This is a genomic window from Streptomyces purpurascens, assembly GCF_045040895.1.
GTDB classification, from domain to species: Bacteria; Actinomycetota; Actinomycetes; order Streptomycetales; family Streptomycetaceae; genus Streptomyces; species Streptomyces purpurascens.
Genome location: NZ_CP108341.1, coordinates 3,181,674 through 3,197,866, shown reverse-complemented (window position 1 = coordinate 3,197,866; position 16,193 = coordinate 3,181,674). Strand labels below are relative to the sequence as shown.

The 16,193-nt window shown below is 70.2% G+C and carries 12 protein-coding genes; 6 read left to right on the top strand and 6 right to left on the bottom strand.

All coding sequences use genetic code 11. The features are described from left to right. The first annotated feature begins 23 nt into the window (after positions 1 to 23). Positions 24 to 1,529: a CYTH and CHAD domain-containing protein gene (locus OHU35_RS14535; RefSeq protein ID WP_189723577.1), complete on the top strand. Its 1,506-nt coding sequence runs from the start codon at positions 24 to 26 to the stop codon at positions 1,527 to 1,529. 87 nt (positions 1,530 to 1,616) lie between these two features. Next, positions 1,617 to 3,587: a TIGR03960 family B12-binding radical SAM protein gene (locus OHU35_RS14530; protein WP_189723575.1), complete on the top strand. Its 1,971-nt coding sequence runs from the start codon at positions 1,617 to 1,619 to the stop codon at positions 3,585 to 3,587. On the opposite strand, the gene OHU35_RS14525 is transcribed toward OHU35_RS14530, so the two are convergent. From OHU35_RS14525 to OHU35_RS14505, 5 genes are all read right to left on the bottom strand, one after another. Next, positions 3,541 to 5,322 carry an amylo-alpha-1,6-glucosidase gene (locus OHU35_RS14525; protein ID WP_405505522.1) on the bottom strand — a complete coding sequence of 594 codons (1,782 nt, stop codon included), beginning with the start codon at positions 5,320 to 5,322 and terminating at the stop codon, positions 3,541 to 3,543. The two genes, OHU35_RS14530 and OHU35_RS14525, sit on opposite strands and share 47 nt — an antisense overlap. An 81-nt stretch (positions 5,323 to 5,403) precedes the next feature. Beyond that, positions 5,404 to 6,240 (bottom strand): carbohydrate ABC transporter permease, encoded by an 837-nt coding sequence (locus tag OHU35_RS14520; RefSeq protein WP_189723571.1) that lies wholly within the window; start codon positions 6,238 to 6,240, stop codon positions 5,404 to 5,406. Further along, positions 6,237 to 7,145, bottom strand: coding sequence for a carbohydrate ABC transporter permease (locus OHU35_RS14515; protein ID WP_189723569.1), 909 nt, complete (start codon positions 7,143 to 7,145; stop codon positions 6,237 to 6,239). Before OHU35_RS14515 ends, OHU35_RS14520 begins: the two co-directional genes overlap by 4 nt. Continuing rightward, positions 7,142 to 8,389, bottom strand: a complete 1,248-nt coding sequence (locus OHU35_RS14510; protein WP_405505520.1) for an extracellular solute-binding protein — start codon at positions 8,387 to 8,389, stop codon at positions 7,142 to 7,144. The genes OHU35_RS14515 and OHU35_RS14510 overlap by 4 nt, the downstream gene beginning before the upstream one ends. A gap of 124 nt (positions 8,390 to 8,513) precedes the next feature. Next, positions 8,514 to 9,560, bottom strand: coding sequence for a LacI family DNA-binding transcriptional regulator (locus OHU35_RS14505; protein ID WP_189723566.1), 1,047 nt, complete (start codon positions 9,558 to 9,560; stop codon positions 8,514 to 8,516). A 350-nt stretch (positions 9,561 to 9,910) separates the two neighbouring features. Here OHU35_RS14505 and OHU35_RS14500 point away from each other — a divergent pair, with 350 nt between their 5' ends. After that, positions 9,911 to 13,555 carry a LamG-like jellyroll fold domain-containing protein gene (locus OHU35_RS14500; protein WP_405505518.1) on the top strand — a complete coding sequence of 1,215 codons (3,645 nt, stop codon included), beginning with the start codon at positions 9,911 to 9,913 and terminating at the stop codon, positions 13,553 to 13,555. A 122-nt stretch (positions 13,556 to 13,677) separates the two neighbouring features. Here OHU35_RS14500 and OHU35_RS14495 read toward each other — a convergent pair whose 3' ends face one another. Beyond that, on the bottom strand, positions 13,678 to 14,367 hold the full coding sequence (locus tag OHU35_RS14495; RefSeq protein ID WP_229872897.1) for a GAF and ANTAR domain-containing protein: 690 nt from the start codon (positions 14,365 to 14,367) through the stop codon (positions 13,678 to 13,680). Positions 14,368 to 14,501: 134 nt separating this feature from the next. On the opposite strand from OHU35_RS14495, the gene OHU35_RS14490 reads away from it, so the two are divergent. The 3 genes from OHU35_RS14490 to OHU35_RS14480 all read left to right on the top strand — a co-directional run bounded on the left by OHU35_RS14490 (position 14,502) and on the right by OHU35_RS14480 (position 16,182). Further along, on the top strand, positions 14,502 to 14,675 hold the full coding sequence (locus tag OHU35_RS14490; protein WP_405505516.1) for a DUF2975 domain-containing protein: 174 nt from the start codon (positions 14,502 to 14,504) through the stop codon (positions 14,673 to 14,675). After that, positions 14,675 to 14,893, top strand: coding sequence for a helix-turn-helix transcriptional regulator (locus OHU35_RS14485; RefSeq protein WP_189723560.1), 219 nt, complete (start codon positions 14,675 to 14,677; stop codon positions 14,891 to 14,893). The genes OHU35_RS14490 and OHU35_RS14485 overlap by 1 nt, the downstream gene beginning before the upstream one ends. A 98-nt stretch (positions 14,894 to 14,991) precedes the next feature. Then, positions 14,992 to 16,182 carry a hypothetical protein gene (locus OHU35_RS14480; RefSeq protein WP_405505514.1) on the top strand — a complete coding sequence of 397 codons (1,191 nt, stop codon included), beginning with the start codon at positions 14,992 to 14,994 and terminating at the stop codon, positions 16,180 to 16,182. Positions 16,183 to 16,193: the final 11 nt, after the last annotated feature.

The window sequence follows — 16,193 nt, the reverse complement described above, 5'->3', positions numbered from 1 at the left end:
CGGTCAGCCACTAGATTTGTTTCATGGCGGAGACGAAACGCGAGATCGAGCGCAAGTACGAATCCGACGAGAGCGGGCTTCCCGACCTGACCGGCGTCGCCGGGGTCGCGGCCGTTGTCGACAAGGGCGTTGCCCACCTCGACGCCACCTACTACGACACCGTCGACGAACGCCTCGCCGCGTCGTCCGTCACCCTGCGCCGCCGCACCGGCGGTTCCGACGCGGGCTGGCACCTGAAGTTCCCGGTCGCCCCGGGCGTCCGCGACGAGCTGCACGCCCCGCTCTCCGACACCCTCCCCGACGACCTCGCCGGGTTCGTCCGCTCCCGCGTCCGCGGCAGCGAGCTGCTGCCCGTCGTCCGGCTGCGCTCCGTCCGTGACGTACGCCACCTCGTCGACGCCGACGGCGGACTGCTCGCCGAGGTCGCCGTCGACGCCGTACACGCCGAGCGGCTCACCCCCGGTGGCGCCGAGACACAGTGGACCGAGATCGAGGTGGAACTCGCCGACGGTGGCGACCCGGCCGTGCTCGACAAGGTGGAGAAACGGCTGCGCAAAGCGGGCGTACGGCCGTCGGCGTCGGCATCGAAGCTGGCCCGCGCCCTCGCGGAGACGGTACCGGCCGAGAAGCGCCCGTCCGCCTCCGCAGGGGAACCGGTGACCGCCGGGGACCACGTGCTCGCCTACGCGCGCACCCAGCGCGACGCGATCGTCGAGCTCGACCCTGCCGTCCGCCGGGACGCCGAGGACTCCGTGCACAGCATGCGCGTGGCCACCCGGCGGCTGCGCAGCACCTTCAAGTCGTACGGCGAGGTCCTCGACCGGGCCGCCACCGACCCGGTCGGCGACGAGCTGAAGTGGCTGGCCGGTGAGCTGGGCCGGGACCGGGACCGCGAGGTGCTGACCGAACGGCTGACGGCGGCCCTCGACGAGGTGCCCGCCGACCTGGTCCGCGGCCCGGTGTCCGAGCGGCTGCGCACCTGGTCGAGCGCCGAGCACGGCGGGGCCCGGGGCCGGCTCCTCGGCGTCCTGGACTCCCACCGCTATCTCGCCCTGCTCGACACCCTGGACGCGTTGATCGCCGACCCGCCGCTGCTCGAGGCGGCCGGCAAGAAGCCCCGCAAGGTGATCGCCAAGGCCGTGAAGAAGGACTTCCGCAAGGTCACCGGGCTGGTCCAGCAGGCACGGGAACTGGCGCCCGGCACCGACCGGGACGTCGCGATCCACGAGGCCCGCAAGAAGACCAAGCGCACCCGCTACGCGGCGGAGGCGGGCGGACCTGCCCTCGGCAAGCCGGCCAAGAACCTGGTCAAGTCCATGAAGGCGCTGCAGAACCTGCTCGGCGAGCACCAGGACAGCGTGATGGCCCGGCAGACCCTGCGCGAGCTGTCGGCGGTCGCCCACGCGGCGGGGGAGAGCGCCTTCACCTACGGCCTGCTCCACGGGCGGGAGGAGCAGCGGGCCGCGCGCGTGGAGGCCGAACTGCCCGGGTTCTGGGACGGGATCAAGGACGGGACGGCCGGCCTCTGAGCCTCGGGCGTACGGAGACACCCCGCGGTCACGTTAGGCTGGATGGTCACCCCTGTCATTACAGTCCAGCTCACGAAGGTGCGCGACATGCCTGCCGAAGTCGCTGCGTCGGTGTTCCCGCAGCTCGAAGCTCTGCTCCCGCATGTGCAGAAGCCGATCCAGTACGTCGGCGGGGAGCTCAACTCCACGGTCAAGGAGTGGGACTCCTGTGACGTCCGCTGGGCGCTCATGTACCCGGACGCCTACGAGGTCGGTCTGCCCAACCAGGGCGTCATGATCCTCTACGAGGTCCTGAACGAGCAGCAGGGCGTCCTCGCCGAGCGCACCTACAGCGTGTGGCCGGACCTCGAGGAGCTGATGCGGGAGCACGCCGTCCCGCAGTTCACGGTGGACAGCCACCGGCCGGTCAAGGCCTTCGACGTGTTCGGCCTGTCCTTCTCCACGGAGCTCGGCTACACGAACATGCTGGCGGCCCTGGACCTGTCCGGCATCCCGCTGGAGTCCAAGGACCGCGGCCTGGACGACCCGATCGTCATGGCCGGCGGGCACGCCGCGTTCAACCCCGAGCCGATCGCGGACTTCATCGACTGCGCGGTGATCGGTGACGGCGAGCAGGCCGTCCTCGAGGTCACCGCGATCATCCGCGCCTGGAAGGCGGAAGGCCGCCCCGGCGGCCGCGAGGAACTCCTCTTCCGCCTGGCCCGGACGGGCGGGGTGTACGTCCCCGGCTTCTACGACGTCGAGTACCTGCCGGACGGCCGGATCGCCCGTGTCGTACCGAAGCGCAGCGGTGTCCCGTGGCGGGTCTCCAAGCACACCGTCATGGACCTGGACGAGTGGCCGTACCCCAAGCAGCCCCTCGTCCCGCTGGCCGAGACGGTCCACGAGCGCATGTCGGTGGAGATCTTCCGCGGCTGCACCCGCGGCTGCCGTTTCTGCCAGGCCGGCATGATCACCCGCCCGGTCCGCGAACGCTCCATCACGGGCATCGGCGACATGGTCGACAAGGGCCTGAAGGCGACGGGCTTCGAAGAGGTGGGCCTGCTGTCCCTCTCCTCGGCGGACCACACGGAGATCGCCGACGTCGCCAAGGGCCTGGCGGACCGCTACGAGGAGGACAAGATCGGCCTGTCCCTCCCCTCCACCCGCGTGGACGCCTTCAACATCGACCTGGCGAACGAACTGACCCGCAACGGCCGCCGCTCCGGCCTCACCTTCGCCCCCGAGGGCGGCTCGGAGCGCATCCGCAAGGTCATCAACAAGATGGTCTCCGAGGACGACCTGATCCGCACGGTCTCCACCGCGTACGGCAACGGCTGGCGCCAGGTGAAGCTGTACTTCATGTGCGGCCTGCCCACGGAGACCGACGACGACGTCCTGCAGATCGCCGACATGGCGACCAAGGTCATCGCCAAGGGCCGCGAGGTCTCCCGCTCCAACGACATCCGCTGCACGGTCTCGATCGGCGGCTTCGTCCCCAAGCCCCACACGCCCTTCCAGTGGGCCCCGCAGCTCTCCGCCGAGGAGACGGACGCCCGGCTGCAGAAGCTGCGGGACAAGATCCGCGGCGACAAGAAGTACGGCCGCTCCATCGGCTTCCGCTACCACGACGGCAAGCCCGGCATCGTCGAAGGCCTGCTCTCCCGCGGCGACCGCCGCATCGGCGCGGTCATCCGCGCGGTCTACGACGACGGCGGCCGCTTCGACGGCTGGCGCGAGCATTTCTCGTACGACCGCTGGATGGCGTGCGCCGACAAGGCCCTGGAGCCGTTCGGCGTCGACGTCGACTGGTACACCACCCGCGAGCGCACCTACGAGGAGGTCCTCCCCTGGGACCACCTCGACTCCGGCCTGGACAAGGACTGGCTCTGGGAGGACTGGCAGGACTCCCTCGACGAGACGGAGGTCGAGGACTGCCGGTGGACTCCGTGCTTCGACTGTGGGGTGTGTCCGCAGATGGACACGGAGATCCAGATCGGCCCGACGGGGAAGAAGCTCCTGCCTCTGACGGTCAAGAACGCCGGTCCGGCGCCTGCCGCGAGTGGGCACGCGCACTGAGTGTGTCGTCGGCGGCTGCCTCCGCGAGGAGGAGGTAGCCGGCGGCGGTCCAGGTGTAGGCGCGGTCCCGTAGGCCCGTGCCGGTCAGGGCGTCGAAGTTCTCGGCGAAGCCGTGGGTTTCGCACAGGGTGCGGAAGCGGGTGCTGATGTCGGCTGCCAGTCGGTGGTGGCCGGCGCGGCGCAGGCCGTCTTCGATGAGGACCGTGGCGGGGGCCCAGATCGGGCCGCGCCAGTAGCCGTCGGAGAGGTAGTGCGGTGAGGTCGGCAGCTCCGTGGCCAGGCCGTGGGGGGTCAGGTGGGCCGCGATGCGGTCGGCCAGGCGGGCGCTGATCTCGGGCGGGAGGTGCTCGCCCAGCACGATGGGCATCAGGTCGAGGAGGCTGGAGCCGGTCCAGGTGTTCCCGCTGTGGACGCCTCGGGTCGTGAAGCGGTCGCCGGTCCACAGTTCGTCCAGCAGGGCCGCCTGGGTCGCCTCGGCGGTTCGTGTCCACCGTGCGGCGTCGTCGGGTCTGTCCAGGTGCGCTGCCAGGGCGGCGAGTTCGTGCAGCTGGAGGATGAGGAAGGCGGCCAGGTCCGCGGTGACGACCACGCGTTCGGGGTCGAATGTGGTGGCGTTGTCCCAGCCGCTGTCGTTGCCGTGGTGGTAGTGGGGGAGTGCCGCGCCGGGAGTGCGCCGGGCGGTGAGCCAGAAGGTCGTCCAGCGTTCCAGCCGGTCGTAGGTGCGTGCCAGTTCCGTGCGGTCGGGGGGTGTGGGCAGGCGGCGGCGCAGCAGGCCCAGTGCCCAGCCGTGGATGGGCGGTTTGACGAAGTTGTGCAGGACCTCGGAGTGGGTGACCGAGTCGGGGAGCGCCCCGGTCTCGTCCTGGTGGTCGAAGGGCAGCTGGTACTGGTCCCAGGCCAGTTCGGGGCAGCCGGGGGCCAGGGCCAGCGCGTTGAAGCAGTGGTCCCAGCTCCAGACCTTGTCCATCCAGTGCTTGGACATCAGGACGGCGGGCCGGGGGACCAGCCCCGCCGGGCGTACGGTCGCTGACCACACGACGTAGGCGGCCAGTTCGGCGGCCGGGGTGGCCGGAGAGCGCCAAGGGGCCACCGCGTCGACGAAGTCCGCGAAGGCGTTCTGCGCCGCCTCGACGATCTTGCCGAAGAGTGCCGTCGATACGTACGGCGGGCGGGCCGTGTCGAGTTCCTCGACCGCGATCTCCCAGGAGTCGTCCGGGTCGGCGGTGACGGTGAGGCCGCGGTCGGAGGTGCCCAGGGTCTGGTCGCCGTAGGTGTGCGTCACCGTGCCGGACAGGACGGTGACGCGGTAGCGGCGGCCGGTCTCGTACGAGGTGAAGACGTACGCGTCGGTGGCCCTGTCGCGGAAGAAGTACGTGCCGCTGAAGGGGGTCAGGGTGCGGGCTGCCGCGGAGACGCGCAGCGACAGTGCCGTGCCGCGCAGGCGTACGGTGTCCGGCGACTCGTAGGCGAGGTCGACGCGGCCGGCCCCGCCGACGCTGGTCCAGCTCAGCAGGCCCGGGGCGGCCTCCACCCGGGTCTCTGCCCGCTCGCCCGTCGCCCGGTCGAGCGGCGTCAGGGTCAGGACGGCGTGCATGCCGTTCTGGTGCGAGACGAGGTGGAGGTCCTCGGCGTACGTCTTCTCCGCCACCACGGGGGAGATGTCGAACCAGGACCCGTACGTGCTGAACGGGATGTCCTGGACGGAGAAGGCCGGGCCGGAGCGGTCGGCGGTCATGAAGGGGCACTCGTTTCTCGAGCAGGGATCGTGTGGAGGTCGGTCCGTGACCACACCAGGTCGGTCCTTGACCACACCGGGTCAGTCCTTGACCGCGCCGGCTGTCACGCCGGCGGCGACATAGCGCTGGGCCAGGACGAGGATCACCGCGGCCGGCAGCGAGGCCACGACGGCGGTGGCCATGATGGCGTTCCACTCCTGGTTGTTGTTGCCGATGTAGTGGTAGATGCCGAGGGTGATCGGCTCCCGAGCGCCGCCGTTGACGAGGGTGCTCGCGAAGACGAAGTCGGACCAGGACCACAGGAACGCGAACAGCGACACGGTGACGACGGCGTTGCGGCTCATCGGCAGGACGATCGACCGGAAGGTGCGCCAGGGTCCTGCCCCGTCCGTTCGCGCCGCCTGGAGCAGTTCGTCGGGGATGCCGGACATGAACGCGGTGAAGATGAGAACCGCGAAGGGGACGGCCAGGGTGGAGTCGGCGACGATCAGGCCGGGGACGGACTGGAGCAGGCCGAGCTGCAGGTAGATGGCGTAGAAGCCCATCGCCATGATGATCCCGGGGATCATCTGGGCGGCGAGCAGGACGAAGGTGAGGATGCCGCCGCCGCGTGGGCGCAGTTTGGCCAGCGCGTAGCCGGCGGGGGCGGACAGGGCCACGGTCAGGGCGACGGTGCCCAGGCCGATGACGAGGCTCGTGCCGAGGTAGGGCAACTGCTCGTCGAGGACGGTGCGGTAGCCGGCCAGGGTGCCGTGGACGGGGAACAGGTCCGGCGGGCTCTTGCGCAGGTCCTGGGGGCGGGTGAGGGACACGTTCAGCATCCAGTAGACCGGGAAGAGCATGAGCCCGGTCAGCAGGACACCGAGGGCCGTCTTTCCCGCTCTGTTCACGCCCGTGCGCTTGCCGTTCCGGCTCATGAGAGCGCCTGCTTTCTCTGCACCCGGACGTAGACCAGGCCGAACACCAGGGCGGCCACCACCAGCAGGTTGCCGACGGCCGCGCCCGGGCCGAAGGCGGGCAGCAGATTGCCGAAGCCGAGTTGGTAGGACCAGGTGGCGAAGGTCGTGGACGCTCCGGCCGGGCCGCCCTTGGTCATGATCCAGATGATGTCGAAGACCTTGAGCGTGTAGACCAGCCCGAGCAGCAGGGTGATCGCGGACACCGGCCGCAGCAGCGGGAAGGTGATGCTCCAGAACCGCCGCCAGGCACCCGCCCCGTCGAGGGCGGCGGCCTCGTACAGGCCGGCCGGGATGGACTGCAGGCCGCTGTGGAGCACCACGAGGTTGAACGGGATGCCGATCCAGATGTTGGCGATGATCACGGAGGCGAGCGACCAGGACGGTGAGGTCAGCCAGTTCACCGGTCCGATGCCGACGGCGCTCAGCAGGGCGTTGACCAGCCCGGAGTCGCTGTTGAGCAGCCACGACCAGGTGGAGGCCGACACGATCAGCGGCAGCAGCCAGGGCACCAGGAACAGGGCCCGCAGCGTGGCGGAGAGCCGGAAGTGCTGGTGGAAGAAGACCGCGAGCGCCAGGCCGATGACGTACTGGAAGACCAGGCACACGGCGGTGAACACCACGGTGTGGAGCAGGGCGGGTGCGAAGGCCGGGTCGTCGAAGACGGTCCGGTAGTTGTGCAGGCCGGTGAAGGGCGCGTCACCCTGGACGAAGGAGCGGACGGTGTAGTCGCGCAGGCTCAGGTCGAGGTTGCGGTAGAGCGGATAGGCGTAGAAGAGGACGAGGTACAGCGTCACCGGGGTGAGGAAGGCCCAGGCGGCCCACTGCCTCGTGTGGATCGTCGAAAGGCCCCGGTTCACGGTCACTTGGCCGCGGACTGGGCGGTGGTGAGCGCGTCCTTCGGCGACTTGGAGCCGCTGAGCGCGGACTGCACGGCCTTCCACAACTGCTCGGAGATCTTGGGGTACTTGGTGCCGAGGTCGTCACTGGTGCGGCCCTTGGCCGACTTGACCGCGTCCACCCATGGCTTGAGGGCGGGGTCGGCCGCCACCTGCTTGTCCTGGACCTCGGCGGTCGGAGCGACGTAGGAGAGGGTGGTGTCGGTGTCGTACAGGTTCTTGGTGCTGGTCAGGCAGGTCGCGAGCTTGCGCGTGGTGGTGTAGCGGCCGGTGTCGCCCTGCACCGGGAGGGTGACGAACTCGCCGCCCGTCGGGGCCGCGGCGCTGCCTCCCTCGGACGCGGGGATGGGCAGGACACCGAAGTCGAAGCCGGCCTTCTTGGCGGCCGCGAGCTGCCAGGTGCCGTTCTCCGCGAAGGCGTAGTCGCCGGTCGCGAACTCCTGCCAGCTGGTGGTCTGGGTGTTGTTGAGCACCGAGTTGGGGGCGTAGCCCTTGTCCAGCCAGCCCTTCCAGAGGGAGAGCGCGGAGACGGCCGCGGGGGAGTCGACGTCGGTCAGCTCGGCACCGGAGCCCCAGAACCACGGCAGGAACTGGAAGCTGCCCTCCTCGGTGCCGATCGCGGAGAAGGTGATGCCCTTCTTCCCGGCCTGCCCGACCTTGGCCAGCGCGGCCGTCAGTGACGCCCAGTCCTTGACGGTGGCTATGTCCACCCCGGCTTCCTTCAGGACCTTCTTGTTGTAGTAGAGGGCGAGGGTGTTGGCGCCGATCGGGGTGCCGTAGGTCTTGCCGCCCGACTGGCCGGCCGCGAGCAGGTTGGGGTCCACGCCCGAGGTGTCGAGCTCGCTGTCGTCGGTGGTGGTGAGCACGCCCGCCTCGGCCAGGGTCGACACCACCGGGTTGTCGACGATGAGGACGTCCGGGGAGTTGCCCTGCTGGGCGGCGAGCAGCGTCTTGCCGGCCAGGTCGCTGGTGTCGAAGCCGGTCCGCTTGATCTTCACTCCGGCCTCGCTGCCGCAGGCGTCCAGCAGCTTCACCCACGCGGAGCCCTTGGCGAACTGCGGGTACGGGTCCCAGATGGTGTAGGTGCCGTCGTCCGCCGCCTTGGTCCCGGTGCCTGTCGAGCCGGATCCGCAGGCGGTGGCACTGGTGGCGACGGCCAGGGCGGTCAGGGCCGCTGCGGTCAGTCGGCGCCGTCTGGAGAAGCTGTTCATCGCGGGGTCCTTTGTTTCGGGCATGCGGGTGCCGAGGCGAGGGCTGCTGAAGGTGGGCACGCCGAACGGCACTGCTGAGCGTTCGGGCATGTGACGAGGTGAAGGAGGAGGTCAGGGGTGTTGATCAGGGCGTCGTATCGGCCCCGGTGCCCACGGCGGGCGTGACCCCCGCGGGCCCGGTGCTGGCCCGCAGGGAGATGGGCGGGGTGAGGAGGTGGTTCCGGGGCGGGGCGCCGGGGTGGTCGAGCCGCTCCACCAGCAGGTCGACGGCGAGCCGGCCCAGGTCGGCCGCGGGTACGTCCGCCGCCGTGAGCTGCGGGGTCACCGTCTCCGCCCAGCGGGCGGCCACGACCCCGGTGACGGAGAAGTCGCGCGGGACATGGCGGCCGGCCTGGGCCAGCCCCCGGTACAGGCCGCCCAGCGCGGCCTCGTTCAGCGTGACCAGGCCGGTGGTGGCCGGGTCGTCGTGCAGGATCCGTTCCACACACGTCTGGCCCGAGGCGGCGTCGTCCCCGCAGCAGTAGGTGCGGACGGTCAGCCCGCGCTCGGCCGCGGCCTTGGTGAAACCGTCGAGGCCGCGGTGCGCGGACTCGTAGCCGGCCCGCAGCAGCTGCTCCGGACGGTTGACGAAGGCGATCCGGCGGTGGCCGAGATCCGCCAGGTGATGGACGCACGCCTCCACGAGCGCGATGTGGTCCAGGCCCACCCACCAACTGCCCTCGGGGCGGGCGGTACGGCCGATGGCGACGGAGGGGAAGTCCAGGGCGGCCAGATGGTCGGCCCGGTCGTCCTCCAGCCTGATCTCCATCAGGATCGCGCCGTCGACCCGCCGCTCACCCAGCAGTCGCTGGAAGGAACGGTCGCTGTCCACGCCGCTGGGGGACAGCAGCACGTCGTAGTCGTAGACCGCGGCGGCCTCCACCACGCTGCCGATGAAGTCCAGCTGCATCCCCGTGTAGTGGTTTCCGGCCGGCGGGAAGACCAGGCCGAGGGTGCTGGTCCGCCCGTTGGCCAGGGCGCGGGCGCTGGCGCTGGGCTGGTACCCGAGTTCGTCGACGACCTGCTGGATCTTCCGGCGGGTGTCGTCCGACACCGGGCGCTTGCCGCTCAGCGCGTAGGACACGGTGCTCCGCGAGACACCGGCCCGGCGGGCGATCTCACCGATGTTCACGGCAACTCCTTGCTCGCAGACCGAACCGGTTCGACTTCGACCGGCCGTTGTCGAACCGGTTCGCATGGAGGGAACGTAGGAACTGCCCGGACGCCTGTCAACACCTGGATCGAACTTCCCTGGCCGGGCGGGGGAGCCGAAAAGATCCCGGTGTCGAAGGGATTGCTGGCCGGAGGTACCGGTGCTAGCTTCCCGAACCGGTTCGACACGGCGATCCCGTTCCCCGGCCTGCCCTCTCCCTCCCCGAGCCCACCACCGTCACCCGTATCGCGTCCCTGCGCGCAGCCCTGATCGAACCGGTTCGACGATCCCCGACGTTTTGACGATCCCCGACGATGAGGACGCCCTCCATGCCATCCGCTGACAGATCCACGCGGCGCCGGGCCCCGGCCGCCGTGGCGCTGACCCTCGGTGCGGGCCTGCTGGCCGCACCGGTCGCCCCCGCGCACGCGGCGGAGCCGCCCCGGCCCGCCGCCCGTTACACCTTCGACCAGGACGACATGGCCTCCGGGAAGATCGCCGACAGTTCCGGCAACGGCCTGACGGCAGACCTGGTGAACGCCTCCACCGCCCGGTCCGTCGAGGGCACGGCCGGGGGCAAGGCCCTCGCCCTGCCCGGCGGTGCGGCCGACTCCAGCGGTGCGTACGTCCGCCTGCCCCGCGAAGTGGTCGGTGACGCGGCCGACCTGACGGTCTCCGCGCGCCTGAAGTGGAGCGGCGGCACGTCGCCCTGGCAGCGGATCTTCGACCTGGGCACCAACACCACCAAGTACCTCTTCAGCACCCCGTACAACGGCAGCGGGCTGCTCCAGACCTCCGTCACCACCGGCGGAGGGGGTGCGGAGGCGCAGGTCCGCGGCTACGCGCCGCTCCCCGCGGACGAGTGGCGGACGGTGACCGTCACCCTCGACACCTCCGCGGGCCGGCTCACCACCTACCTCGACGGCGTGGCGGTCTCCTCCGCCGAGACGGGCATCAAGGCCAAGGACCTGCTGGAGAGTTCGGCCACCGCCGCCGGTTACATCGGCAAGTCCCTCTACCCGGACCCGCTGCTCAAGGGCGCGATCGACGACTTCACCGTGTGGCACGCGGCACTGAGCGCCGAGCAGGTGGCCGGTACGGTCGGTGCCGTGCCGACCGTCCAGGAACTCTCGAAGACGTCCTTCGAGGTCCGTACCACCACCGGGACCGCCCCGTCCCTCCCGGCCGCCGCCCGCGCCTCCTTCTCCGACGGCTACGACCGGGACATACCGGTCACCTGGGACGCCGTACCGTCCGAGAAGTACGCGAAGCCCGGGACGTTCACCGTCGCCGGGACCGCGGCCGGACGCGCGGTGAAGGCCACCGTCACCGTGGTCCGCGAGGGGCAGCTCACCGTCGACCTCGCCTCGGACACCGGCGCGTTCCACGGCGGCGCCTCCGGCACCCTCTACGGCGTGTACGGACCGGACGTGCCCACCAACAACCTCATGGAGGGCATGGGCCTGCGCACGGTCTCCACCAAGGCCCAGGACGGCCCGCAGCACCCCGGTGCCGACGCGTTGGAGGTGGTGAAGCCGCTGGCCGACTCCACCGACGGCGATGTGTACATCTACATGACCGACATCCACCGCGGCTTCCCGTACCAGTGGCCGGGCGACACGCCCGGGGAGAAGCTCAAGCTCTACCGGGAGAAGGTCGCCCAGCAGGTCGACCAGGTCCTGAAGCTGCCGAAGCAGTACCAGGACAACATCGTCTTCGTGCCGTTCAACGAGCCCGAGGGCAACATGTTCGGCACCGGCGAGTGGAGCTACGACAAGGTCAGCTGGCTCGACGACCCCGACGACTTCCTCGCCGCCTGGGACGACTTCTACCGGCTCATCAAGGGCAAGATGCCCGAGGCCCGTATCGCCGGCCCCAACACCAGCGTCCTGTACGACCAGGTGAAGGGCTTCCTCACCCACACCCTGGCCGCGGGCACCCTCCCGGACGTCATCACCTGGCACGAGCTGAGCCACCCGGAGGCGGTGCGGGCGAGCGTCGCCAAGTACCGGGCGTGGGAGAAGGAGCTGTTCAAGGGCACCGACAAGGCGGGCACCGAACTGCCCGTCAACATCAACGAGTACGCCTTCAACTACCACACCTCGGTGCCCGGCCAGATGATCCAGTGGGTGTCCGCGATCGAGGAGTCCAAGGTCGACGCCGACATCGCGTACTGGAACATCGACGGCAACCTCTCCGACTCCGCGGTGCAGTCGAACCGCGGCAACGGCCAGTGGTGGCTGCTGAACTCGTACGCGTCGATGAGCGGCCACACCCTGAAGGTGACTCCGCCCTTCCCGGGCGAGAACTACACGATGCAGGGCGTCGCCACGCTCGACGAGAAGAAGAAGCAGGCCCGGTTGCTCTTCGGCGGCTCCACCGGCAAGGGCCACATCACCTTCGACAAGGTCCCGAAGAAGCTCTTCGGTGACCGCGTGCACGCCTGGGTGAAGGAGGTCGAGTGGAGCGGGCAGGTCGGCGACAACTCCGGCCCGAAGCTGCTCACCGAGCGGAACCTCAAGGTCGCTGACGACGGCACGGTCGTCGTCGACTTCGGCGACGGCGGGCTGCCGGCGCTGAAGGAGTCCTCGGCCTACGAGATCGTCCTCAGCCCGGCCGGGAAGGCGAAGAGCACCCAGTCCCCGCCGGTGCGCTGGCAGGGTTCGTACGAGGCGGAGGACGCCGCCCACACCGGGTCCGGCTGGTCGAAGAACGGCCCGGAGGGCTCGCCCCGCGACGTGTCGAAGTTCTACACCTCCGGCGGCTACGACGTGGGCGGTCTGCGCACCGGCTCGGACGTCACCCTGGACTTCACCGTGGACGTGCCCGAGGACGGCACCTACGACCTGAGCGTCTTCGCCAACTCCCTCAACACCTTCGACAAGGTGAAGGAGCAGGGCCCGACCAATGTCTTCCTGCGCGTGGACGGCAAGGCGGACAGCGAGCGGGAGCTGCACCTGCCGCTCGGCTACAAGTGGGTGGTCTGGGACCACACCGACACCGAGGTGAAGCTCACCAAGGGCAGGCACACCCTGACGCTCGCCGCGAAGAGCCTCGACGGCAAGCGCGCCACCCGGGGTGACGCCATCGTCGACCGCCTCACCCTGTCCCTGCCGGACGCCTCGGCCCGCACCCAGGTGTACGAGGGCGAGCTGGCCTGGCCGGCCGGCGGGGCACGGCCCGTCTACGACCTGCCGAACCAGTCGGGTTCGGGCGCGCTCCGGCTGGCGAAGGGCCAGACGGCCACGTTCTGGGTCTACTCACCCGCCGACCGCGAGGCCACCCTCAGGGCCGACACCCTCGGCGGCACCGGCGCCCGGCTCTCCGTCAACGGGCACGACGTCCTGCGCCTGGCCGGGAAACGGAGCAGCGTGGCCGTGTCCCTCTCGGGCGGCGTCAACAAGGTGACCGTGACCGGCGGCCAGGCCACTACCCTCCTCGACCGTCTGACGGTCACACCGACCGAGGGCAAGCTGCCCACGCGTACCTACGAGGCCGGCGACGCCAGGCTCGCGGGCTCGGCCACGCTCACCCCGCTCTCCCTGGCCACCGACGGCACGGCGATCACGGGCATCGGCGGCGACCCCGGCAACGGCAACACCGCGACGTTCACCGTCACGGCCGACCGGGCCGGCCTGTACGCGCTGCGCGTCCGCTACTCCAACCCGGAGCAGTCCGAGGCCACGCACTACAACCCGGACCCGCTGGCCCGCCACGCCGACATCAGTGTCAACGGCGGCGCGCCGCGGCGCGTCGGCTTCCCGCACAGCTTCCACCAGAACAACTTCTGGGAGCTGACCGTCCCGGTCCAGCTCAAGAAGGGGAAGAACACGGTCGGCTTCCGCTGCGAGGAACTGCCGAACTACGACGGCACCACCTACGCCTCGGACACCTTCCCCGGGGTGCTGCTCCGCTCCCGCTACGCGCCGCTGATCGACCGGATCACCGTCGTGCCGTACGCGCGAGAAGACTGAGCGGACCGAGGGGTGAGGTCGTTCCTCCGGGGGACCCGCTGAGCAGGCGGGGTCGGTGACGCTCCCCCGGGGGACCGGCCCGGCCAAGGTTCCCCCAGTTCAGCCATGTGCTGGGGGAGCCGTCAGGCGAGGCGGCCCTGTTCGCAGACGCGCCGGGCGACCTCGCGGAGCTTGATGTTCTTCTCCTGGGAGAAGCGGCGCAGCACGTCGAAGGCCTCCTTCTCGGTGAGGTGGTGGCTGCCCATGATGATGCCCATGGCCTCGCCGATGACGTGACGTGTGGCGACGGCCTGCTCCAGCTGGGCGTGACTGCGGGCGCTGGAGAAGGCGACGGCGGCGTGCGAGGCCAGCAGCCAGCCCGCCGTCTCGCTGTCCTCCGTGAAGGATCCCGGGCGGCCGGAGTAGAGGTTGAGGGCGCCGAGATCCTCGTCCTCGGTGTACAGCAGGAAGCCCATCATGCTGCCCACGCCCAGGTCACGGGCCTGCTCGGCATACGCGGGCCAGCGCGGCTGCTCGTCGGTGAAGTCGGTGATGCGGTACACCCGCTCCGCTGTGCCGCTGCGGGCCGCGTCGAAGCAGGGGCCCTCCGCCAGGCGCTCCTGCAACTGGTCGCTCTTGACGACCAGGTCTGCGGTGGGAGCGAGCGTCTCGACCCGTTTGCCGTGCAGGAGGAGGATGCCGGCCGCGTCGCATCCCGCCACGAGCTTCGTGGCCGAGTCGGTGATGTGCTCGAGGGTGGCATCGACCGAGTGCTGAGCGAGCAGGTCCCGTGCCATGAAGGCCATCTGCTGCGCGAACACGCGCCATTCCACGGTGCTTCTCCCTCGATCGTCGCCTCGGCGTGCTCTCTGCCCACGTTGTCACGTTTCCCCAGGTAGGGCCGCCCCATTGCGTTATCTATCGAGTTTCGATAGATTTCCATCGTGGGTCGATTGAAGGAGTGGTGATGGGGAAACCGGCCGCCGATCTGGACGGCCTGAACCCGGATCACGCGTATCTCCGCACCCCGATCCTCGTGATCACCATCCTCGGTATCGTGACGGCCCAGGTCGTTGAGGTCTGTGTGCGGCGGCTGGGGACGATGGTGCGCCGCGGGGCCGAGTTGGAAGAGGTCATCTGATGGCGATCGCCGTCGACATCGACGTGATGCTGGCCAAACGGAAGATGTCCGTGGGCGAGCTCGCGGAACGCGTCGGCATCACCCCCGCCAACCTGGCGGTCCTCAAGAACGGCCGCGCCAAGGCGGTCCGTTTCTCGACACTCGCCGCGCTCTGCGAAGTGCTGGAATGCCAGCCGGGGGACCTGCTCCGCTGGGAGTCCGAGGGTGTGGACGGGTGACTCGTATGATCATGGCGCCAGGTGGAGGATCTGCGGGAGAACGGGGCGGGACTGTGCGGTGCTGCATCCGGACGGGACGCTGAGGCGTCTTCGACGGTATGGATGTGGAGAAGCCGGCCCGCGAGGGTTCCGAGGCGCGGGTCGATCTGCGCAAAAGGGCGCCCGAACCGACTACGCCGCCTGTACGTGAGGGCGCCGCGCCCGAGGGGTGTCTCGCCGTCGCGATCCGGATTCCCGTGCGGATCGTCGTGCTCGTGCTGGTCGTCCCCGTGCGGATGGTGTGGGACGCGCTCGTCGTGGCCGGGCGGTTCCTGAACGACGCGCTGTTCCGGCCGGTGGGGCGGGCGCTGCTGTGGCTCGGGCGGGCGGTGTTCGTCTGGCCGTTCGTGGGGCTGTGGCGGTACGTCGTCGTGCCGGTGGGCAAGGCCCTCGCGTGGCTCGGCTACGTGCTCGTCGTCGTGCCCCTGGTGTGGCTGTACCGGTATGTGCTGACGCCCGTGGGGCACGCGATCGCCTGGGTCGTCACCGGGGTCGCCAGGGGTGTCGGGGTCGCGCTCGGCTGGGTCTACGCCTGCCTGCTCACACCCGTCGGGCGTGCCGTGATGTGGGTGCTCAAGGGGCTCGGCGCCGTGCTCGCCGCGATCGGGATCGGCGTGTACACGGTCCTGGCATGGCTCGCGCGGTACCTCGTCGTCGTACCCGCCCGGTGGCTCTACACCTGGGTGATCGCACCCGTCGGGCGCGCGATCGCCTGGTGCGCCAAGGGGCTGGTGTGGCTGGTGAGCGCGATCGTCACCGGCATCGGAATGGCTCTGTACTGGATCACCCGGATCCTGCTCGTCCTCCCGGCGCTCGCCCTCTGGCGCTGGGTTCTCGCCCCTGTCGGGAGGGTCCTGGCCGTCATCGGACGGGAGGTCCGGGACGCCCTCGGACACGCCTGGCGCGTCGCCGGGCACATCTCGCTCGCCGTCGGGCGGTTCCTCGGCACCCTCTTCCGGTGGATCTTCGTCGAGCCGGTGCGGTGGGCGTACCGCAGCGTGCTGACACCGGTCGGACACGTCGTGCGGGACACCGTCCTGCGGCCCGTCGCCGAAGCCGCCCGCAGCGTGGGGCGCGCCACCCGGCAGGCCCTGGCCACCGCCCGGGAGTCCGTACGGCAGGCGCGTGCCGACTTCCGGCGGATGCTCTTCGGCGAGCCGGGGCAGCCGCAGCCGGTCGACCGCGGGGAACCTTCGGGGCGCGAGGCACGTACTCTTGGTAGCAGTACGACCGCTCTCACGAAGGACTGAACGACACTGGG

What these genes read in the sequence shown, in the direction of transcription:
- OHU35_RS14520 (WP_189723571.1), bottom strand. Translation starts at nt 6,240, where the DNA reads ATGAGCCGGAACGGCAAGCGCACGGGCGTGAACAGAGCGGGAAAGACG.
- OHU35_RS14530 (WP_189723575.1), top strand. Translation starts at nt 1,617, where the DNA reads ATGCCTGCCGAAGTCGCTGCGTCGGTGTTCCCGCAGCTCGAAGCTCTG.
- OHU35_RS14525 (WP_405505522.1), bottom strand. Translation starts at nt 5,322, where the DNA reads ATGACCGCCGACCGCTCCGGCCCGGCCTTCTCCGTCCAGGACATCCCG.
- OHU35_RS14485 (WP_189723560.1), top strand. Translation starts at nt 14,675, where the DNA reads ATGGCGATCGCCGTCGACATCGACGTGATGCTGGCCAAACGGAAGATG.
- OHU35_RS14480 (WP_405505514.1), top strand. Translation starts at nt 14,992, where the DNA reads ATGGATGTGGAGAAGCCGGCCCGCGAGGGTTCCGAGGCGCGGGTCGAT.
- OHU35_RS14500 (WP_405505518.1), top strand. Translation starts at nt 9,911, where the DNA reads ATGCCATCCGCTGACAGATCCACGCGGCGCCGGGCCCCGGCCGCCGTG.
- OHU35_RS14535 (WP_189723577.1), top strand. Translation starts at nt 24, where the DNA reads ATGGCGGAGACGAAACGCGAGATCGAGCGCAAGTACGAATCCGACGAG.
- OHU35_RS14490 (WP_405505516.1), top strand. Translation starts at nt 14,502, where the DNA reads ATGGGGAAACCGGCCGCCGATCTGGACGGCCTGAACCCGGATCACGCG.
- OHU35_RS14510 (WP_405505520.1), bottom strand. Translation starts at nt 8,389, where the DNA reads ATGAACAGCTTCTCCAGACGGCGCCGACTGACCGCAGCGGCCCTGACC.